The organism is Streptomyces gardneri (genome assembly GCF_006539185.1).
In the GTDB taxonomy this organism is placed as follows: domain Bacteria; phylum Actinomycetota; class Actinomycetes; order Streptomycetales; family Streptomycetaceae; genus Streptomyces; species Streptomyces gardneri.
Map to the genome: position 1 here is coordinate 86,023 of NZ_BJMN01000038.1, position 20,102 is coordinate 106,124.

19 protein-coding genes are annotated in these 20,102 nt (G+C 72.3%); 11 read left to right on the forward strand and 8 right to left on the reverse strand.

The annotated features are described in order from the left end of the window. The first annotated feature begins 70 nt into the window (after positions 1–70). The 4 genes from SGA01_RS27800 to SGA01_RS27815 are packed head-to-tail and all read left to right on the forward strand — an operon-like array spanning position 71 to position 4,288. Positions 71–766: a peptidase gene (locus SGA01_RS27800; protein ID WP_141299561.1), complete on the forward strand. Its 696-nt coding sequence runs from the start codon at positions 71–73 to the stop codon at positions 764–766. Then, the gene (locus SGA01_RS27805) at positions 766–1,623 is read left to right on the forward strand and encodes a COG1470 family protein (RefSeq protein ID WP_141299516.1); all 858 of its coding nucleotides are present in this window, start codon (positions 766–768) and stop codon (positions 1,621–1,623) included. Before SGA01_RS27800 ends, SGA01_RS27805 begins: the two co-directional genes overlap by 1 nt. After that, positions 1,620–2,717, forward strand: coding sequence for a neocarzinostatin apoprotein domain-containing protein (locus SGA01_RS27810; RefSeq protein WP_141299518.1), 1,098 nt, complete (start codon positions 1,620–1,622; stop codon positions 2,715–2,717). Before SGA01_RS27805 ends, SGA01_RS27810 begins: the two co-directional genes overlap by 4 nt. A 14-nt stretch (positions 2,718–2,731) precedes the next feature. Beyond that, the gene (locus SGA01_RS27815; RefSeq protein WP_141299520.1) at positions 2,732–4,288 is read left to right on the forward strand and encodes a hypothetical protein; all 1,557 of its coding nucleotides are present in this window, start codon (positions 2,732–2,734) and stop codon (positions 4,286–4,288) included. A gap of 73 nt (positions 4,289–4,361) precedes the next feature. On the opposite strand, the gene SGA01_RS27820 is transcribed toward SGA01_RS27815, so the two are convergent. Beyond that, positions 4,362–5,879, reverse strand: coding sequence for a peptide MFS transporter (locus SGA01_RS27820; protein ID WP_141299522.1), 1,518 nt, complete (start codon positions 5,877–5,879; stop codon positions 4,362–4,364). A gap of 426 nt (positions 5,880–6,305) precedes the next feature. Between SGA01_RS27820 and SGA01_RS27825 the strand changes: the two genes are divergently transcribed. Next, a complete protein-coding gene (locus tag SGA01_RS27825) occupies positions 6,306–6,983 on the forward strand; it encodes a response regulator transcription factor (protein WP_055643128.1) in 678 nt (225 codons plus the stop codon). Between the two features lie 8 nt (positions 6,984–6,991). After that, entirely contained in the window at positions 6,992–8,263 is a 1,272-nt protein-coding gene (locus SGA01_RS27830; RefSeq protein ID WP_141299524.1) for a sensor histidine kinase, read from the forward strand. Positions 8,264–8,303: 40 nt separating this feature from the next. Here SGA01_RS27830 and SGA01_RS27835 read toward each other — a convergent pair whose 3' ends face one another. Next, positions 8,304–8,819 (reverse strand): GtrA family protein, encoded by a 516-nt coding sequence (locus SGA01_RS27835; RefSeq protein ID WP_141299526.1) that lies wholly within the window; start codon positions 8,817–8,819, stop codon positions 8,304–8,306. A 188-nt stretch (positions 8,820–9,007) separates the two neighbouring features. On the opposite strand from SGA01_RS27835, the gene SGA01_RS27840 reads away from it, so the two are divergent. The 3 genes from SGA01_RS27840 to SGA01_RS27850 are packed head-to-tail and all read left to right on the forward strand — an operon-like array spanning position 9,008 to position 11,912. Continuing rightward, positions 9,008–10,147, forward strand: a complete 1,140-nt coding sequence (locus SGA01_RS27840; RefSeq protein ID WP_141299528.1) for a 5-(carboxyamino)imidazole ribonucleotide synthase — start codon at positions 9,008–9,010, stop codon at positions 10,145–10,147. A gap of 47 nt (positions 10,148–10,194) precedes the next feature. Beyond that, positions 10,195–10,692, forward strand: a complete 498-nt coding sequence (gene purE / locus SGA01_RS27845; RefSeq protein ID WP_055646252.1) for a 5-(carboxyamino)imidazole ribonucleotide mutase — start codon at positions 10,195–10,197, stop codon at positions 10,690–10,692. Next, complete coding sequence (locus SGA01_RS27850) at positions 10,689–11,912, forward strand: dipeptidase (RefSeq protein WP_141299530.1); 1,224 nt, start codon at positions 10,689–10,691, stop codon at positions 11,910–11,912. Before purE ends, SGA01_RS27850 begins: the two co-directional genes overlap by 4 nt. Here SGA01_RS27850 and SGA01_RS27855 read toward each other — a convergent pair. The 5 genes from SGA01_RS27855 to SGA01_RS27875 are packed head-to-tail and all read right to left on the reverse strand — an operon-like array spanning position 11,909 to position 16,484. Further along, entirely contained in the window at positions 11,909–12,868 is a 960-nt protein-coding gene (locus tag SGA01_RS27855) for a hypothetical protein (protein WP_141299532.1), read from the reverse strand. The two genes, SGA01_RS27850 and SGA01_RS27855, sit on opposite strands and share 4 nt — an antisense overlap. Beyond that, positions 12,865–13,965: a protein phosphatase 2C domain-containing protein gene (locus tag SGA01_RS27860; RefSeq protein ID WP_167534196.1), complete on the reverse strand. Its 1,101-nt coding sequence runs from the start codon at positions 13,963–13,965 to the stop codon at positions 12,865–12,867. The genes SGA01_RS27855 and SGA01_RS27860 overlap by 4 nt, the downstream gene beginning before the upstream one ends. A gap of 53 nt (positions 13,966–14,018) precedes the next feature. Then, positions 14,019–14,684, reverse strand: a complete 666-nt coding sequence (locus SGA01_RS27865) for a vWA domain-containing protein (RefSeq protein WP_055643135.1) — start codon at positions 14,682–14,684, stop codon at positions 14,019–14,021. A 37-nt stretch (positions 14,685–14,721) separates the two neighbouring features. Further along, entirely contained in the window at positions 14,722–15,198 is a 477-nt protein-coding gene (locus SGA01_RS27870) for a hypothetical protein (protein WP_141299536.1), read from the reverse strand. Continuing rightward, on the reverse strand, positions 15,195–16,484 hold the full coding sequence (locus SGA01_RS27875) for a methyl-accepting chemotaxis protein (protein ID WP_141299538.1): 1,290 nt from the start codon (positions 16,482–16,484) through the stop codon (positions 15,195–15,197). The genes SGA01_RS27870 and SGA01_RS27875 overlap by 4 nt, the downstream gene beginning before the upstream one ends. Positions 16,485–16,640: 156 nt before the next feature. Between SGA01_RS27875 and SGA01_RS27880 the strand changes: the two genes are divergently transcribed. After that, complete coding sequence (locus tag SGA01_RS27880) at positions 16,641–17,423, forward strand: tellurium resistance protein (RefSeq protein WP_229918503.1); 783 nt, start codon at positions 16,641–16,643, stop codon at positions 17,421–17,423. Between the two features lie 166 nt (positions 17,424–17,589). Then, complete coding sequence (locus tag SGA01_RS27885) at positions 17,590–18,510, forward strand: membrane dipeptidase (protein ID WP_141299540.1); 921 nt, start codon at positions 17,590–17,592, stop codon at positions 18,508–18,510. A gap of 120 nt (positions 18,511–18,630) precedes the next feature. Here SGA01_RS27885 and SGA01_RS27890 read toward each other — a convergent pair whose 3' ends face one another. Continuing rightward, positions 18,631–19,956 carry a UDP-glucose dehydrogenase family protein gene (locus SGA01_RS27890; protein ID WP_141299542.1) on the reverse strand — a complete coding sequence of 442 codons (1,326 nt, stop codon included), beginning with the start codon at positions 19,954–19,956 and terminating at the stop codon, positions 18,631–18,633. Positions 19,957–20,102: the final 146 nt, after the last annotated feature.

The following is a 20,102-nucleotide window of genomic DNA, read 5'->3' on the forward strand; positions in this document are numbered from 1 at the left end:
GGGCGTACCTTGACGGCCAATCTGAAAGACCGTCAGTTACGTTGCGGTGAGGGGTGCTCGGGTGTCCAAGGTGCCGAACCGAAGGAGAACGGCCGCCGGTCTCACGGCGGCGGTCGCGGTGGCGGGCGCCACCGTGCTGACCGCCGCACCGGCCGCCCAGGCGACCGTCGTCGATGTGAACTACGCGTGCGTGACGAAGATCGGCCCGAAGGACGCCGTCTCGCCCGTCGACATCAAGGCCGTCAAGAGCGGCAGCGGCTACACGATCACGATGTCCTTCGACAAGGGCGTCTCCGACAGCCCGATCGAGCTGGGCAAGGGCGTCATGACCCCGCGCGCCGAGCTCGTCCTCGGCGGGGCCGCGTCGGGCACGGTGAAGGTCAAGGGCACGCCGAACACGGCCGCCATCCCGCCGGACACCCCGATCAAGATCGGCACGCTGACCGGGACGTTCACGCCGACGAAGAACGGCAAGGTCACCTTCACGGCCGGCACGCTCATCGTGCACGCCCTCGGCATGGACGCGGCCGAGTGCAAGCCGAAGAACAACCCCGCGCCCTCGCTCGAACTGGAGGTCACCGGGCTCTCCGGCGGCGACGCCGACCCGCCCGCCGGGAACGACGACGGCGACGACGACGGCTCCGGGTCCGAACTGCCCAAGACCGGCCCGCTCGACTCCGCCATGGCCCTCGGGACCCTCGGCGGAACCGTCCTGCTGACCGGCGCCGCCGGAGTCCTCTGGCTCACGCGGCGCACGGCACGCTGATGCGGGCGGCGGCGACACGCTCCGGGCTCCTCGCCGCCGCGGCCGCCCTCCTCGGCGCGGTCGCGGCGGCACCCCCGGCTGCCCAGGCCTGGACGGCGGCACCCGCCGCCGGACGGCCGTACGCCTATCTGGAAGGCCCCGCGGGAAGCGTCCTCCAGGACAGCCTGTCGGTGACCAACCCGGGCGCGCGGCCGCTCACCGTACGACTCGCGGGGGAGGGCGCGCCGGTGGCCTTCGCCGCGCGGACCGTCACCGTGCCGGCCAGGACCCGGGCGGACGTGCCGTTCGCCGTGACCGTCACCGCGGACACCCCGCCCGGCGACCACCGCGGCACCGTGCGCGCCACGGCCGCCGGACGCGAGCTGAGCGTGGAGCTGCACCTGCGGGTGAGCGGCCCGCGCCTCGCCGCGCTCACCGTCGAGGACGTCCGCGTCGACGAGGCCACCGGCGCCCTCCGCTACACCCTGGTCAACCGCGGCACGACCGTCCTCGCCCCGACCCTCGCCGTCCGCGCCGAGGGCCTCCTCGGCACGGTCCTCGACCGGCCGGAGCGCGCCCTGCCGCTCACCCTGCGCCCCGGCGAGCGGGCCACCCGCACCGAACCCTGGCCCGACCCGCCCGCCCTCGACTCCGTCACCGTCCGGCTGACCGCCGGCGCCCCCGGCGCGCCCTCCGCCACCGCCCGCACCGAGGCCGCCTTCGCCGAGCTCCCCGCCCTCGCGGGGGCGGCCGGGCTGCTCCTCGCGGCGGCGGGCGGCGGCGCTTGGGCGGTACGGCGGCGGGGCAGGGCCGGAAGCCGTACGGGTGTGGGTCCCCGTACCCGTACCCCGCAAGCGTCGACGGGAGCGACATCATGAGGCCGACGAGACGGTCGCGCACGGCCGCGGCCCTGGTCACAGCCCTGCTCACGGCCCTCGCCCTCGCGCTGCCGCCCGCGGTCACCGCGACGGCCGCGCCCGGGCCCGTCGTCGAGCTCTCGGAGACCGAGGGCGGCAAGGGCGGCACGATCACCGTCAGCGGCAGCGGCTGGAAACCGGGCGCGCTGCTCATGCTCCTGATCTGCGGCCAGTCCGCCCCCGGCAAGGGCGTCATCGGCGGCACCAATTCCTGCGCCAACAGCGAGGGCCGGGCCGCCACCGTCGACGCCAGGGGCGCGTTCAGCGCGAAGCTCCCGGTCGCCGAACCGCCCAAGCCCTGCCCCTGCGTCGTGCACGTGGCCGGAGTCACCGGCCAGCAGGACGCGGTCGACAAGGAGTTCGCGGTCGCCGGGCACCCCACGGCTCCGCTCCCCGAGCCCTCGGGCAACGGACGGCTCGCCGTCCTCGCGGCCGTCCGTCTCGACGGCTCCAGCGGCCTCCTCGTCTGGTTCGGGGCGCCGCCGCGCCGCGAGGTCGTCTTCACCGTCGGCAACCTCGGCTCGGCCACCGTCAAGGACCCCGTCTTCGAGGTCGGCACGAGCCACGGCGTCTTCGCGCCGCAGTACGAGGAACGCCAGTGGCGCGGCACCATCGAACCCGGCAAGAAGGCCCTGATCCGGCTCCCGGCCGAGCTCACGGCGGGCGCGCACGGCGACTACCAGCTCTCCGTGCGGTACGCGGGCAAGGTCCTCGTCGAGCAGCCGTGGGGGGTGGGCCGCCCCTGGGGCGTGACGCTCTTCTGGGTGCTGCTCGCCGTCGTCGTGCCGGCCGCGCTGTTCCGGATCGGGATGGCCGTGGTGGACCGCGCCAGGCCGGCCACCGGACGCCCCGCCGCGGGAGGCCCGCCGGCCGGACGCCGGGGCCCGCGCCTTCCCCGTACGGCCGCACCGCGCCGCCGTACCCGCACGTCCGTCCCCGCCCCCGTCACCCGGGACGCGAGGGACGACGAACCGACCACGGTCCTGCCGTGGTTCAGCCCTGACTCCGCACCGTCAGCGCCAGAGAGCAGTCCGACGACGAAGGGACATGCGTGAGTACGCAACGGAGGATGAGCGCGGCCGGTGTCGCGCTGATGCTCGGCGGCGCGGGGATCCTGATTTCCGCCGGCCCCGCACAGGCCGCCGAGGTCTCGTACAAGACGGAGTGCGTCCCCCCGCCCATCTCCGGGCTCCCGCCGGTGCAGGGCACCACGAAGGTGCTCATCACCGCACCGGCGGAGGCCAAGGTCGGCGACGAGGTCGAGATCGTCTGGAAGACGGTCCAGGCCGCCTCGAAGAACCCCGACGTGCTCGACCTCGGAGCGGACACCGTGAAGCCGAGCGGTGTCCTCACCGTGGGCGGCGCGGGGAGCGGCACCGTCGCGATGGAGGGGCCGCGGAAGAACCCGCCGATCCCCAAGAACAGCGCGATGGTGCTGCCCGAGATGAAGGGGAAGCTGAAGCTGGACAAGGCGGGCGACATCACGCTGACGCCCGACAAGTACACGATCAACGTGTCCAAGCCGCTGTCGACGGACACGAAGTGCACCCCAAAGGAAGCGGTCCCGGTCGCCGCGACGATCAAGGTGACGGCGGGCGGGGGCGGCAGCAGCTCCGGCAGCTCCGGCACGTCGAGCGGTGGCGCGAGCACGACGACCTCGGGTGGCGGGAGCAGTACGACGACGTCGGGTGGGAGCAGCACGACCACGTCCGGTGGAAGCAGCACGACCACCTCGGGCGGCAGCAGCACCACCACGTCCGGAGGTACCTCCACCAACGGCGGCCACACGGGCGGCGCGGCGGCCAGTTCCAGTGGCGGTACGGGCGGCTCGGCGTCCTCCGCGGGCGGCAGCACCACCTCAGGCAGCACCTCCTCCGGCAGCACCTCCGGCGGAAGCTCCACCTCGGGCAGCGGCTCCGCCTCCGGCGGCAGCGGCGGTTCCGGTGGCGGCCAGACCGACTTCCCTGGCAAGGAAGTCGCCGTCGCCTTCGCCTGTCAGTCCCCCGGTCCGCCGAACATCAGCTCCAAGGTGACGATCAGCGCCAAGAAGAACGGCGCGGTCTACGACCTCACGGTCAAGACGGCCAAGGGCGTCATGGACAGCCCCGCTCCCCTCCCCAAGGGAGCCCTCGTCCCGACCATGGTCGTGAAGATCGGCGGGGCCGACAGCGGCACGGTGAAGGTCACCGGCGCCCCCAACCCCACCGCGGTCGCGGCGGGCGCTCCGGTGAGCCTGGAGGACATGAAGGGCACGTACAAGCCCGGCGCGACCGGGAAGTCCACCCTCAGCGCGGGCGCGCTGACCATCCACGTCACGCTCGGCTCGGCGAAGATGGACATCCCCTGCCAGGTCAAGGGCACCGCCCCGGTCTCCCTGGAGCTGGACACGAGCAAGCAGGCCGGCGGGGCGAGCGGCGGCTCGGACGGCGGTTCGAGCACCTCGGGCTCCGGCTCGGCCTCCGGCGGCGGCAGCACGGCCTCCGGTGGCTCCTCCGGTGAGAACCTCGCCGAGACGGGCGCCGAGAGCGACGGCGCCCTGCGCGCCCTCGCCCTGGTCGCGGGCACGGTCATCCTCATCGGCGGCGCGGTGTTCACCTTCACACCGTGGGCGCGGCTGAGGCGCTGAGACGGCCCATGACGGCGAAGGCCGCCGCACCGGAACCGGTGCGGCGGCCTTCAGGCGCGTACGGAGCGGGGCGTCAGTGGACGTCGCCCATCATCGCCTGGACCTTCTTGCGGTACATGAAGACCGCGAAGCCGGCGCCGACGGCGAGGGCCGCCTGCAGGGCGATGATCCCTGTTCCGTTGAGGTCCACCCCGGCCAGCGAGAGCAGACCGGTGGTGCAGTCACCTGCGGTGACGGCGAGGAACCAGACGCCCATCATCTGGGAGGCGTACTTCTTCGGCGCCATCTTCGTGGTGACGGAGAGGCCGACGGGGGAGAGGCAGAGCTCACCGATGGTCTGGATCATGTAGATCGAGACGAGCCACATCGGGGAGACCATGGTGCCGTCGCCCGCCATGCCCATCGGGACGATGAAGACGAAGAAGGACGCGCCGACCAGGACCAGACCCATCGCGAACTTCACGATGGTGTTCGGCTCCTGGTTCTTACGAGCCAGCCACAGCCACAGCCAGGCGAAGACCGGGGCCAGCGCCATGACGAACATGGGGTTGAGCGACTGGTACCAGGTGGCGGACGGGTCGAAGCCGAAGATGGAACCGGTCTTGTCGTCGGCGAACAGCGACAGGGTGGAGCCACCCTGGTCGTAGATCATCCAGAAGATGGCGGCGGCGACGAAGAACCAGATGTAGCCGTTCATCTTCGACTGCTCGGTCTTGTCGAGGTCCTTGTCGCGCTTGATGCGGACGAGGACGGCGACGGGGATGAGCAGGCCGGCGAGGGTGAGCGGGACCAGGGCCCAGTTCAGGGTGAACAGGTCGAGGCCGACGACGACACCGTAGAAGACGGCGGCCAGCGCGACCACGAGCGAGGCCTTGACCAGGATCCGCTTCTTCTCCTCGGCGGAGAGCGGGTTCGGGACGAGGCTGCTCGTCGGGCTCAGGCTCTTGCTGAAGGACAGGAAGCAGGCGAGACCGAGCGCCATGCCGGCGGCGGCGAGGGCGAAGCCCAGGTGCCAGTTGACCTTCTCGCCGAGGGTGCCGACGACGAAGGGCGCCACGAAGGCACCCAGGTTGATGCCGATGTAGAAGAGCGTGAAGCCACCGTCACGGCGCGGGTCGTCCGGGCCGTCGTAGAGGTGGCCGACCATCGTCGAGATGTTGGCCTTGAGCAGACCGGAGCCTGCCGCGACGAGCGCGAGACCCACGAAGAACATCGCCTGGCCGGGGAGGGCCAGCGAGACGTGACCGGCGATGATCACGAAGCCGGCGATGGTGACGGTCTTGCGGGCGCCCCAGACGCGGTCGCCGAACCAGCCGCCGGGCATGGCCATCAGGTAGACCATCGACACGTACACGGAGTAGATCGCCGTGGCCGTGGCCGCGGTCATCGCGAGGCCGCCGCCCTGGCTGCCCGTGGCCGCGTCCGCGCCGCCGGAGACCAGGTACAGAACGAGAAGAGCCCTCATGCCGTAGTAGGAGAAGCGCTCCCACATCTCGGTGAAGAAGAGGGTGGCCAGGCCGCGGGGGTGGCCGAGGAACGTCTTCCCGGAATCAAAGGTTCCGTTCGAAGCCGTCGTCAGGCTGGACGCCATGTCGATCCTTGCTCTGTCGGGACGCTCGCCTTGTGAGCGGGGTGCGCCCGGTGGGGGAGGCCGGCACCGGCGGAGCCGTTGGACTCCACCGGGATCCACGCCCCGGGAGGCGCGTCATCGCGTCCCGGAACCCGGCCCACAGGTCGTTCACCGTCTTCGAGTTCGGCTGAGCCGACCTCACGCAGAAAGAGGACCTTGCCGCACGAAGCTGGCCAAAGGTCCCCGATTACCGCTACAGACGTCTCGCCACCATACGACACGACAGTGCCGGATATGGAAGGACTTGAGAGATGGATCACAGGCGGCAGCGCAACCACGCAAGGCCATTCGAAGGTCATGAGCAGGATGGCCACAGGATCCCCAGGGGTCACCCGGGTCGGACGGATCCCGCCACGGCCCGGTGGCCGTGCGGACTACCATCACCCCATGACCCGTGTACTGCTCGCCGAGGACGACGCATCCATCTCGGAACCGCTGGCCCGCGCCCTGCGGAGAGAGGGATACGAGGTCGAGGTCCGCGAGGACGGTCCGACCGCCCTCGACGCCGGACTCCAGGGCGGAGTGGACCTGGTCGTACTCGACCTGGGGCTGCCCGGCATGGACGGCCTGGAGGTCGCCCGGCGGCTGCGCGCCGAGGGCCACGCGGTCCCGATCCTGGTCCTCACCGCGCGTGCGGACGAGGTCGACACCGTCGTCGGGCTCGACGCCGGCGCCGACGACTACGTCACCAAGCCCTTCCGCCTCGCCGAGCTCCTCGCCCGGGTCCGGGCCCTGCTCCGGCGCGGCTCCAGCGAGCCCGTCGCCGCGCCCTCGACCCACGGCGTCCGGATCGACGTCGAGTCGCACCGCGCCTGGATGGGCGACGAGGAGCTCCAGCTCACGGCCAAGGAGTTCGACCTGCTCCGGGTCCTCGTCCGGGACGCCGGCCGGGTCGTCACCCGCGACCAGCTGATGCGCGAGGTCTGGGACACCACCTGGTGGTCCTCCACCAAGACCCTCGACATGCACATCTCCTGGCTCCGTAAGAAGCTCGGCGACGACGCCGCCAACCCGCGCTACATCGCCACCGTGCGCGGAGTCGGCTTCCGCTTCGAAAAGAGCTAGGAAGCGTCTTGCGTCGCCGTCTGATCAACTCCACGCTCGCCGTGGTGCTCGTCGTCATCGGCGTCTTCGGCGTCTCGCTCGTCATCGTCGAGACCCGCACGATCTCCAGCAGCGCGCAGGAGAGCGTGGACTCGGAGGCGCTGCGGATCGTCTCCATCGTCGACAGCCGGCTCATCGGCGGCGAGCCGGTGAACCCGGACATCCTGGCCGAGCAGAGCGGCGCCAAGCGGTACGCGCAGATCCGTATCCCCGGCCGCGACACCATCGAGATCGGCAGCCGCCCCACCGGGGACGTCATCCGCGGCCTCGCCGAGGGCGAGCGCGGCGAGACCGTGGTCGTCGAGGAGTCCCGCTCGACGGTCACCGCCGAGGTCGGCCGCACCCTCCTGATCATCGGCGCGGTGGCGCTGCTCGCCGTCATCGCCGCCGTCCTCCTCGCCGTACGCCAGGCCGACAAGCTGGCGTCCCCGCTGACCGACCTCGCCGAGACCGCCGAGCGCCTCGGCTCCGGCGACCCGAGGCCCCGGCACAAGCGGTACGGGGTGCCCGAGCTCGACCGGGTCGCGGACGTCCTCGACGCCTCGGCCGAGCGCATCGCCCGGATGCTCACCGCCGAGCGCCGGCTCGCCGCCGACGCCTCGCATCAGCTCCGTACGCCCCTCACGGCCCTCTCCATGCGCCTGGAGGAGGTCGCCCTCGCCGACGACCTGGACACGGTCAAGGAGGAGGCGACGATCGCGCTCACGCAGGTCGAGCGGCTCACCGACGTCGTCGAACGGCTCCTGACGAACTCCCGCGACCCCCGTACGGGCTCCGCCGTCGCCTTCGACCTCGACGAGGTCGTCAAGCAGCAGCTGGAGGAGTGGCGGTCGGCCTACCGCAGCGCGGGACGGGCCATCGTGCACTCGGGGAAGCAGGGGATGCGGGCCGTCGGCACCCCGGGCGCGGTCGCCCAGGTCCTCGCGGCGCTGATCGAGAACTCGCTCATGCACGGCGGTGGCACCGTCGCCGTACGGACCCGGGTCACCGGCAACCAGTCGGTGATCGAGGTCACGGACGAGGGCCCCGGCGTCCCGTCCGACCTCGGCGCGCGGATCTTCGAGCGGGCCGTGAGCGGCCGCAGCTCCACGGGGATCGGCCTGGCCGTCGCACGGGACCTGGCGGAGGCGGACGGCGGGCGACTGGAACTCCTCCAGCAGCACCCGCCGGTCTTCGCGCTCTTCCTGAGCCGAGAGGTCAGGAGCGTCTCGGACGAGTCGCGGGAGCGCCCCGTACGGTGAACGGGCCGGTCAGCCGGTCGGCAGGGGCGCGGTACGTCGCTCAGACGCGGTCGGGCTGGCGGCGGGGCACCTGGTGCGGAGGCTGCTCGAGGAACGATTCGGCGGCCTGCACGGCCTCCTTCGCGGGCAGCGCGCGGAACACCCACGTGCGGTACGACCAGAAGCGGAACAGGGTCGCGACGCCGATGCCGAAGAACTTGAAGATGTTGCTCGCGAGCGGACCGTCCCAGCCGAAGCCGTACGTCGCCGCGTACAGCAGACCGTTCTGGATCACCAGGCCGATCAGGCTGAAGAGGAGGAAGAGCGACATCTCCTTGGTGCGGCTGCTCTTGTCCCGGTCGCGGTACGTGAAGTAACGGAACCCCACGTAGTTGAAGGCGATCGCGACCAGCGTGGCGATGATGCTGGCCCGCACGACCGGCAGATCCGAGAAGTGCCGTACGAGGTTGAACACCCCGAGGTCGACCAGGACACCGACAGCCCCCACTGCCCCGAACTTGGCGACCTCACGGAAGAGCCCGTTGAGTCGCATGCGCAGCGCGCCGGGTTCACTCATGGTGATGGCTCTGTCCCGTCCGTCCGGGTGACGTCCGGGCGACGTCAACCCAACCATGCTAACCAGCCCCCCTGTGACCCGCCCGAGTACCTCGCAAACCACGGGCAAACCCGGTTCCCACCTGCGCTGTCCTTGTCGCAAACCACAGGCGGAAGAGTGTTCCCTGATGGTGCGGATACCCTAAGAGGGTGACGTTCCCCGTAGTAGGCATGGTCGGCGGCGGTCAGCTCGCGCGTATGACCCACGAGGCGGGCATCCCCCTCGGTATCAAGTTCAAGCTCCTCAGCGACACCCCGCAGGACTCCGCGGCCCAGGTGGTGAGCGAGGTCGTCATCGGCGACTACCGCGACCTGGACACGCTGCGTGACTTCGCGCGCGGATGTGACGTGATCACCTTCGATCACGAGCACGTCCCCACGGAGCACCTGCGGGCCCTGGAGGCGGACGGCATCCCCGTCCGGCCGGGGCCCGACGCGCTGGTGCACGCCCAGGACAAGGGGGTGATGCGCGCCAAGCTCGACGAGATCGGCGCGCCGAGCCCGCGCCACCGCATCGTCGCGGACCCGGCGGACGCCGTGGCCTTCGCGGCCGAGGTCGGCGGCTTCCCGATCATCCTCAAGACCGTGCGCGGCGGCTACGACGGCAAGGGCGTCTGGTTCGTCCGTACGGAAGAGGACGCGCGCGACCCGTTCCTCGCGGGTGTCCCGGTCCTCGCCGAGGAGAAGGTCGACTTCACGCGCGAGCTCGCGGCGAACATCGTCCGCTCCCCGCACGGCCAGGCCGTGGCCTACCCGGTCGTCGAGTCCCGTCAGGTCGACGGCGTCTGCGACACGGTCATCGCGCCCGCGCCCGACCTCGACGGCGAACTCGCCGGGCAGGCGCAGGAGCTGGCGCTCCGCATCGCCAAGGAGCTGGGAGTCGTCGGCCACCTCGCCGTCGAGCTCTTCCAGACCACGGACGGCCGCATCCTCGTCAACGAACTGGCGATGCGCCCGCACAACTCCGGCCACTGGACCCAGGACGGCGCGATCACCTCGCAGTTCGCCAACCACGTCCGTGCGGTTCTCGACCTCCCCCTCGGCGATCCGCGGCCGCGTGCCCCGTGGACCGTGATGTGCAATGTCCTGGGCGGCGACTACCCGGACATGTACTCCGCGTACCTGCACTGCATGGCCAGGGACCCGCAGCTCAAGATCCACATGTATGGCAAGGACGTGAAGCCCGGCCGCAAGGTGGGGCACGTCAACACCTACGGCGACGACCTGGACGACGTGCTGGAGCGCGCGCGCCACGCCGCCGGATACCTGCGAGGAACGATCACCGAGTGAGCAGCACGAGCCACGCCACCGCCACCGCCCCCGTCATCGGCATCGTCATGGGATCCGACTCCGACTGGCCCGTCATGGAGGCCGCGGCCCAGGCCCTCGACGAGTTCGAGATCCCGTACGAGGTCGACGTCGTCTCCGCCCACCGGATGCCCCGCGAGATGATCGCGTACGGCGAGGAGGCCGCGGGCCGGGGCCTGAAGGCGATCATCGCGGGCGCGGGCGGCGCCGCCCACCTGCCCGGCATGCTCGCCTCCGTCACCCCGCTCCCGGTCATCGGCGTGCCGGTGCCGCTGAAGTACCTCGACGGCATGGACTCGCTGCTCTCGATCGTGCAGATGCCGGCCGGCGTCCCCGTCGCGACCGTCTCCGTCGCGGGCGCGCGCAACGCGGGCCTGCTCGCGGTGCGGATGCTCGCCGCGCACGACCCCGACCTGCTCGCCCGGATGAACGAGTTCCTCCAGGAGCTCAACGACCAGGCCACGGAGAAGGGCAAGCGCCTGCGGGCCAAGGTCGAGGGCGCGGACTCGTTCGGCTTCGGCAAGTGAGCGCCGCCGAGCGCCTCGAGGAGGCCCGCGAACTGCTCGCGGGCCACCCCGTCGTCGACGGCCACAACGACCTCCCGTGGGCGCTGCGTTTGGGGTCTCCCCAGCCGAAGGCGAGGGGAAACGTCCGCTATGACCTGGACCGCATGGACATCGGCGCGGACCAGACCGGCGCGCTCCACACCGACCTCGCCCGGATGCGGGCCGGCGGCGTCGGCGCACAGTTCTGGTCGGTCTACGTCCCCTGCCGGCTCGCCGGTGACGACGCGGTCAGCGCGACCCTGGAGCAGATCGACATCGTCGACCAGCTCCTGGAGCGGTACACCGCCGACCTCGCCCCCGCCCTGACGGCGGACGACATGGAGGCGGCCCGCGAGCAGGGCCGTATCGCCTCGCTCAAGGGCGCCGAGGGCGGCCACTCGATCAACAACTCCCTCGCCACCCTGCGCGCGCTGCACGCCCTGGGCGTCCGCTACATGACGCTCACGCACAACGACAACAACGACTGGGCGGACTCGGCGACCGACGAACCGGGCGTCGGCGGGCTCTCCGCCTTCGGCCGGCAGGTCGTCCGCGAGATGAACCGCTCCGGCATGCTCGTCGACCTCTCGCACGTCGCCGCCACCACCATGCGGGACGCGCTCGACGCCTCGACCGCGCCGGTGATCTTCTCGCACTCCTCGTCCCGGGCGGTCTGCGACCACCCGAGGAACATCCCGGACGACGTCCTGGAGCGGCTGCCCGCCAACGGCGGCATCGCGATGGCCACGTTCGTGCCGAAGTTCATCCTCCCCGCAGCCGTCGAGTGGACCGCGCGGGCGGACGACAACCTCCGGGCGCACGGCTTCGACCACCTCGACACCACCGCCGACGCGATGAAGCTGCACCGCGCCTTCGAGGCGGAGAACCCGCGCCCGATCGCCACCGCCGCCACGGTCGCCGACCACCTCGACCACATGCGCGAGGCCGCCGGCATCGACCACATCGGCATCGGCGGCGACTATGACGGGACGGCCTTCACCCCGGCCGGCCTCGACGACGTCGCCGGCTACCCGAACCTGATCGCGGAGCTCCTCCACCGCGGCTGGTCGCACCCGGACCTCGCCAAGCTGACCTGGTCCAACGCGGTCCGCACCCTCCGCGACGCGGAAGCGGTCTCCCGCGACCTCCGCTCCCGCACGTCCCCGTCGAACGCGACGATCGACACGACGGACGCCCGCTAGGGAGTGTCCCGGAGGCTGATGGTGCCCCGCTCGCGGCGCGACCCGCCGTCGAACCGCGAGCGGTCCACCACGGGCCGCGGCGCGGGCTGCGCGGCGAGCAGCTTGATCGTGTCCCGTCCGGCCAGCGCCGTACGCCACTGCCCCAGGTCGGGCCGTGTGCCGTACGCCCCGCCCGCGAGCCCCCACAACCGCCCCACGGCCGCCGCCCGCCGCTCGTCCAGGACGCCGGCCAGCGGCTTCAGGGGCTGCTCGGGAGTGGCGTACGCGTCCTGAGCGAGGACCCGGCCGATCATCAGCGCGGCCTTGTACCGGTCGCTGTCGATGCTCACCACCCCCGGCGGCGCCTTCGGGTCCAGCCAGTCCGGGGTGTCGGCCTGCGCGAGGACCGGGGGCCTGCCGGTGATCCGTACGCCGTCGCAGTCGAGCAGGTGCACGGCGGGGCCGGGATCGAGCGACCACAGGACGTTGGCCTGCGAGAGGTCCCCGACGACGAGCCCCAGCGTGTGCAGCCACCCGAACAGCTCCACCAGCGCCACCACCAGCGCGTACCGCTCGGCCGGCGCGGGCTGCGGCACCGCCTGCCAGGCCGCCTTCGGCGGGCGCAGCAGGTAGGACAGCTCGATGAGCCGGGTGTCGCCCTTGCCCGTCCGCCAGGACATGGCGTCGGGCGCCCGGCGCATGAGGAAGCCCACGACCCGGCCGCCGTCCAGCACCCGGCACAGCGGCCACGCCGTCTCCCGGTCCAGCCGCCGGACCTCGGCGGGGGCGAGCCCCTGGCGCAGCGTCACCAGGGCGGCGAGCGCCGCCCCGTCGACCTTCTGCGGTTCCAGGTACCGCTTGAAGAGCAGCTCCCCGGGGCCGCCCACCTCGTGGACCTCGCCCTGCCCGCCGGTCGCGAGCTTCCGCACCAGCGTGAGCAGGGACTGCTCGACGTCGGCCCCGTCCTGCGCGGTCACGGCAGGGCCTCCCAGAGCACGACGCCCGTGCGGTCGTCGTCGTACGACTTCACCCGGTACTGGAACTGCCAGAGGAAGTCGGCGGGTTCGGGCACGGAACCGCCGCCCCAGGCGGAGCCGAAGAACTCCCGCATCTCGGACTCGCCCGCCAGCGGCGTGGACAGACCGTCGGTGGAGAGGACGAGGACGTCGCCGGGTCGGGTGGTCAGGAGCCTCGTCTCGGCGGTACGGGACAGGGGGAGCGCGGCGGTCCGGGTGTCGATGACCCCGTCCCCGGCCCCGCTCGCCTCGGAGGTCCCGCCGGGATCCAGGTCCCAGCGCCCGTCCCGGAGCAGCGCGATGCCGCCGTCGCCCACGGTCAGCAGACCTCGGGTACGGATGGACGGATCGCGCGGGACGAGGAGCACGCGCAGCGTGGTGGCGTGACTCGCAGGGTCGTGCGACCGGCTCTTCGCGTTGCGGGCCAGCTTGTCCGCGAGCCGCTCGACCACGAAGGTCGCCAGTTCGGCGAAGCGGGCGGCCGCGCCGGCGGCCAGCGCCTCGTACAGCTCCTGGGCGTGATGGGCGAAGGCCCAGGCGGCCCAGCGGCACACGCTGCTCGACCCCACGTGCGAGAGGGAGGCGGAGCCGACCCCGTCGGCCACGGCGAGCATGAGGAGCTCGCCGGGGCCGGGCTCGCCGAGCAGGCTCACACCGAGCGAGTCCTGACGGGGCTCACCGTGATAGCGGTGGGAGTCGCCCCGGACGGAGGCGGCCCGCACCGTCAGCGGCGGGTAGGCGGCGCCGTCCAGGACGATGTCGGGCAGGACGGCGGCGGTGGGATCGTCCGACACCCGGGGCCTGCCCTGCGGCACCGGCGGATAGCTCGGCGGTCTGCGCCCGCTGTGAGCCGGGACTCCGAGCGTCGGCGGCACCGGGCGCGGGGTCTGCTGCGCAGCGGCGACCTCCGCCCCTGAACCCGCCGCCTCGGGGGCCTCGGCCCGTGGGCTCCGAGCCTTGGGGATCTCCTCCGTGGTGGGCTCCGCCCGGAGGGCCGGCGGCGTGCCGTCGACAGCGGCCGACGGGGCCGACGCCGCCACGGGTGCCACGGGTGTCACGGGTGTCACGGGCGGCACGGACGTCGATGGGGTTTCCTGCTCCATGTCCACCCTCAGAGCTTGTCGAGCGAGACGGTCGCGAAGCCGGGCACGGTCTCCTCCACGCTGAGCGTGAAGTCGGAACCGCCGTCGGCCGCGATGCTGCTGGCCGAGCGGACGATGGACCGGGTCAGGCTGGAGGCGAACTCGCGCAGCGCCGCCGCGGGCGAGACGTTGCTGTCCTGCTGGATGAAGGCGCGGAAGTTCGCCACCTGCGCGATGGTGGACTCCTCCGCGTCGCCGACCCCGAAGGCGATGATCTTCGGGCAGAAGCGGGACTCCGTCAGCTCCTTGTACGCCTGCGGCCAGTCGTCGTCCGTCGGGATGCCGTCCGACATGAAGAACGCGACGGGCCGGTACACCTCGTGCCCCTCGGCCTTCAGCGCGGCGACGTCCGTCTCGATGCAGCGCAGCAGCGTGCGGAAGGCGTTGCCGAAGGAGGTGAGGCCGCCGGCCGCCAGCGCCGGGACCTCCTCGATGTCGCTGAGGTCGACCAGCGGCTGGAGCACGTTGGCCTCGGTGGAGAAGCCGATGAGACAGAACCGGGTCTTGTCGGCCACCGTCGGATTGGTGCTGATCTCGTGGTGCAGCTCGGGCAGCGTCGTGTTGAGCGCGTCGACGTTGTCACCCGCCATCGAACCCGACTCGTCGCACAGCAGGTAGAACGGAAGTATCTGCATGGGGTCTCATCCCTCCGGTGAGGCGGTCGGTGGCCGCTCAGTACGTGTAGAAGTAGATCTCGATGTCGGCGTGGCCGCCGGAGGCCCCGCCCTTCCAGAAGTCGCGGGTCGTGGCGCCCTTGAACATGCCCGGGCGGGCCTTCGCCAGCAGCGAGTTGACCTCGCCCGCGTACGCGCCGCCGGTGCCCGGGTCGGAGTGCCGCCCGAAGGTGAGGACGAAGGCCGCCTGGCGCCCCTCGTACCGCGCGGTGGCGGCCTTCAGCCGCGCCAGGATCTCGGCGCGGTCCCCTGGACTCGCGTCGATGGACACCTTCACCGGTGTACGGGTCACCGCACGCGGCCCCTTGGGCTTCTGGCTCTTCGAGGGGCCGGGCTTCGGCGTCGCGGAGCTCCCCGGCCGGGCGGCCGCCTGGGGGTCGCCCTGGTCGCCCATCGCGACCAGCGCGAGGACGAGCAGCATGTCGGCGAAGAGCCAGCCCGCCAGGTGCAGGGGGTTGAAGCGGGGCGCCCTCACCGGACGTCGGCCCGGTCCGTCGGGGCGGGCCGCCGGGGCGCGGGCAGCACGTCCCGCCCCGCATCCCGGCCCCCATCCCGCCCGGTGTCCCGTCCGACGGTGTCGAGCGCGGAGTGCAGCGCCTCGACGGCCTTCCCGAGCCGCTCGGCCACCAGCCCGAGGGCGTCGGCCTGGTCGGCGAACCGGCCGACGAGGGCCTGGGCGTCGGCGCTGCCGCGCACCGAGGCCTCCACCACCTCCGTGAGCCTGCCGAGCACCTGCGCGGAGAGGTCTCCCGTCACCTCGATGCCGGTGGTGAAGGAGCGCTGCGCCGCGGCCAGCGCCGTCACGGAGTCCTCCACCCGCTCCCCGGCCTTCTCCAGGACGTCCTTGACCTCGCCGTTCGTACCCCGTACGTCCTCCAGGGCCTTGCGGATCATGACCCCGCTGCCGCTCACCGCGGCCTCGACGTCCTTCCCGCCGCCCCGTACCGCCTCCTCGATCCGGGTCGCGGCGGACTCCAGCGGGCGGACCGAGGTGTCGACCCCGGCGAGCCGCTTCTCCGCCTTGTCCAGCGAGTCGGCGACGAGCAGGGCCGCCTGGGAGAGCTCCTGCGTGGTCGAAGCCGCGCGGTCGCCGAGCCGGTTCAGCGTCTCGGCCGATTGCGTCAACTCCGCGGTGAAACGGCGGGGAGAGGACAGCCGGTAGGAGTTGAGCAGGAGCTGCGCTCGGGTCAGCGAGGGTACGAGCCGGCGCAGCAGCTCGTCGGTGAGCCGCTCGGCCTCCGCCTCGCGGCGGGAGATCCCCGCGCGACGCCAGCCGTGCAGGAGGACGAGGGCGAGGAGGACGAGGATCGCGACGGTCGCGGTCCCGGCGACGTGCCCGAAGGTGAAGAAGCCCGTCAGATGGCCTTCGAAGCCGGACTGCCACAGCTGGAGGAAGGGCCGGGCGGCGGCCTTCGGGTCCGCGCCCGTCAACGCCCCGTAGGCGCTGGACGCCTGGGTGAGCCCCAGCCAGGTCAGGGCGAGCGGGATGAAGACCAGACCGCCGAGGAGTGCCTCCAGCCAGCCCCACGCCGGGTGTTCGGGCTTGGAGGCGCCGTGGGTGATGCTCTCGGGGCGGGCGTAGGCCTGGAGCAGATCGAGCTCGGTCCACGGGTCCAGGGGACGGGTGTCGCTGTCCGCCGCCCTCAAGGCCCGGCAGAGTTCCAGGAGTTCCTCGCTCCGAGGCGCGAGGGCGGCCTCGCGTGAGAACTCCTCGATCTCCCGGGCTATCTGATGACGATTCGCCGAAGCCCCGACGGGCATGCCCACCCCCACGCGAAGGAACAGGGGCCGCGACAGCCGGTGCCTCGCGCTCCCCAGCGCTGATGAGGCACCCTCGAACCCCCGGATGGGAACGCATCGTAGCCCAGGGGCGGTTAGTGTGCGCACAGGTGAAGTGCGCATTCAGGGGGAGTGGTCGTGGGCGACGATCGCCGTCGTGGAGTCATCCGTCTCAAGCCGGCGACCGGCGACCGCCCGGTGCGCCCACCGGCCGAGGAACGAGCGCAGCGTCCGCCGGAGAAGACCCCTGTACGTCCGCCGGAGAGGCCCCCCGCGCGTCCGCCCGAGGCGACCCCTTCGCGTCCGCCGGAGAGGACCCCTGCCCGCCCGCCCGGGAAGACCCCGGCCCGCCGCACCGACACCCTCCTGACCAAGGCGGCCCCCCGAGGCCTGGTGGCCGGGCGCGGAGTGCTCCAGGCCAACCTCAACTGGTCGGCGTCGACCGGCGCGGACCTCGACCTCGGCTGTCTGGTCGAACTCGCCGACGGCACCCGCGAGGCCGTGCAGGCGCTCGGAAACTCCTTCGGCGCGCTCACCGCACCCCCGTACGTCCAGCTCGACCAGGACGACCGCAGCGGCGCGTCCTCGGACGGGGAGACCCTGCGGACACACCTGGAGTACCGGTCCCGCATCCGGCGGCTCCTCGTCTACACCTACGTCTACGAGGGAGCGGTGGACTTCCGGAGCCTGGGCGCGGCCGTGACGGTCACGGCCCCGTCGGCGAGCTTCCGGATCCTGCTCGACGACGCCCCACAGGGAGCGACCGCCTGCGCGATCGCGCTGATCGACTCGGGCGAGGGCGGCCTGTCGGTGCGGCGCGAGGTCCGCTGGTTCACCCCGGCCCACGGGCTGAGCAACCAGCAGCTGATCGACCAGGCGTACGGCTTCGGGCTCGAATGGGTGTGGGCCACCAAGGACTGACCGAGGGCCGGCCGAGGACCGGTCCAGGGCGCCGGGACTGCCCTCCGCGACTCACCCGGACGGTCTACTCCGCCGAGCCCCGGCCCCCGGCCGGTGGCACGGTGGACGGTACTGCCCCGCCGCTCTCGGCAGGGCGGTACTGCATCACCGAGTTCGGAGTAGCACCATGGCAGATCTCGACGACCATTCCCCCCTCTCTGCCGCCCCCGCCGCAGTCGGCGCGCTGGATCCCCCTGAGCCCCCACCCCCGCTCGACGAGACGGCCCGGGCCCGCGCCATCCTGGCCGCCCAGCCCGTCGTCGAGGGCCACACCGAACTGCCCCCGTCCCTCGACACCGAGGACCTCCCACCCGTTCGCGCGGGGGAGGCGGGAGCGCAGTTCTGGTCCCTGTACGTGGACACCGACGAGGGCGTCATCGGCACGCTGCGGCGGATCGACGCGATCCGCGCCCTCGTCGCCGCCTGCCCCGAGGACCTGCGCCTCGTGCACACCACGTCCGAGATGGCGCACGCCGGGAACTGCGGCCGGGTCGCCGCCCTGCTCGGCCCGGTCGGCTGGCCCGCGCTCGGCGGCTCGGCCGCCACCCTGCGGGCCTACCACGCCCTGGGCGTACGGGCCGTGAACCTCACCCGCTTCGACCGCTTCGCCCGCGAGGCCGTACGGGAGATGAACCGGCTCGGCCTGGCCGTGGACCTCTCCGGCGCCGACCAGGACACGGTCCGCCGCACCCTCGCGGTCACCCGGGCCCCGGCCCTGCTGACCAGGGCAGCGCCGGAAGGACTCCCGGACGACGTGCTGCGGCTCCTCGGCGAGAACGGCGCCGTCGTCATGGTCACGGTCACGGACGACCCGGCCGCCGACGCCGACGTCCTCGACCGTGTGCGTACGGAGGTGGGGCCGCGCTCCACGGGCGTCTCCCACACCACCGCCCCGGCCCACGGCTACGTCCCGCTCTTCGCGGAGCTCCTGCGCCGGGGCTGGCCCGCCCAGGACCTGGTCGGACTCGCCCATGCCAACGTCACCAGGGCGCTGCGCGAGACGGAGTTCCTGGCGCGGACGAACCGCATCCGCCCGGCCGCGGCCTGACGGTACGTACGGCCCGACCGTACGCACGGAGGAGGGGCGCACCGCCACGGCGGTGCGCCCCTCCTCCTCGTCGCTTCAGGACCGCGGGCTCGTCGCCTCGGGCCCAGTGGGCTCGTCGCCTCAGGCGCGCGGGCGGCCCATCGCCCGGTAGGTCCAGCCCGCCGCACGCCACCGCTCGCCGTCGAGGGCGTTGCGGCCGTCGAGGATCACCCGCGAGGAGACGACCGAGGCGAGCTCCGCCGGGTCGAGCTCGCGGAACTCCCGCCACTCGGTCAGGTGCAGCACCACGTCCGCCCCGCGCACCGCGTCCAGCGCCGTCTCCGCGTACCCCAGGGTCGGGAAGACGCGGCGCGCGTTCTCCATGCCCTTCGGGTCGTAGACGGTGACCTGGCCGCCCTGGAGGTGTATCTGGCCCGCCACGTTCAGCGCGGGGGAGTCGCGGACGTCGTCCGAGTCCGGCTTGAAGGTCGCGCCGAGCACGGCCACCCGGCGGCCCAGGAAGGTGGACCCGCCGAGCGCCTCGCGCGCCATCTCCACCATCTGGCCGCGCCGCCGCATGTTGATCGAGTCGATCTCGCGCAGGAAGGTCAGCGCCTGGTCGGCGCCCAGCTCGCCCGCCCGGGCCATGAACGCCCGGATGTCCTTGGGCAGGCAGCCGCCGCCGAAGCCGATGCCGGCCCGCAGGAACTTGGCGCCGATCCGGTCGTCGTGGCCGATGGCCTCCGCCAGCTTGGCGACGTCGCCGCCCGTGGCCTCGCACAGCTCGGCCATCGCGTTGATGAAGGAGATCTTGGTCGCGAGGAAGGAGTTCGCGGACGTCTTGACCAGCTCGGCCGTCGGGAAGTCGGTCACCACGAACGGCGAGCCCTGACCGACGGGGACCGCGTACACCTCGCGCAGCGTCTTCTCGGCGCGCTCGCCCTGCACACCGACCACGATGCGGTCCGGGCGCAGGGTGTCCTGGACGGCGAAGCCCTCCCGCAGGAACTCGGGGTTCCAGGCGAGGTCGACGCCCTCGGGCAGCAGGCCCGCGAGCCGCTCCGCCGAGCCGACCGGCACGGTCGACTTGCCGACGACCAGGGCCCCTTCGCGGACGACCGCGGCGAGGGAGGCGAAGGCGGCGTCGACGTAGCTCATGTCACAGGCGTACTCGCCGTGCTTCTGCGGAGTGTTCACGCAGACGAAGTGCACGTCGCCGAAGGCGCCGACCTCCTCCCAGGAGGTGGTGAAGCGCAGCCGGCCGGTCGATCCCTCGATGCCGGCCACGTGCTTCGCGAGCAGATCCTCGAGCCCCGGCTCGTACATCGGGACGCGCCCGGAGGACAGGAGCTCGATCTTCTCGGGGACGACGTCCAGGCCGAGCACCTCGAAGCCCAGCTCCGCCATGGCCGCGGCATGGGTGGCGCCGAGGTAGCCGGTGCCGATCACGGTGATCTTGAGGGCCATGCGGTACTCCAGTGACGTCGGGCGGAATGCCTGCCCGAGCATAGTCGTGCCCTGGCCCGGGGCCGGGGCTCGCCCGTACCCTTCGAGTTACTTAACGGTAGTTAGCAAACGTGGGAGTGAGTGAACGTGGCGGGTTCGTCTGATTT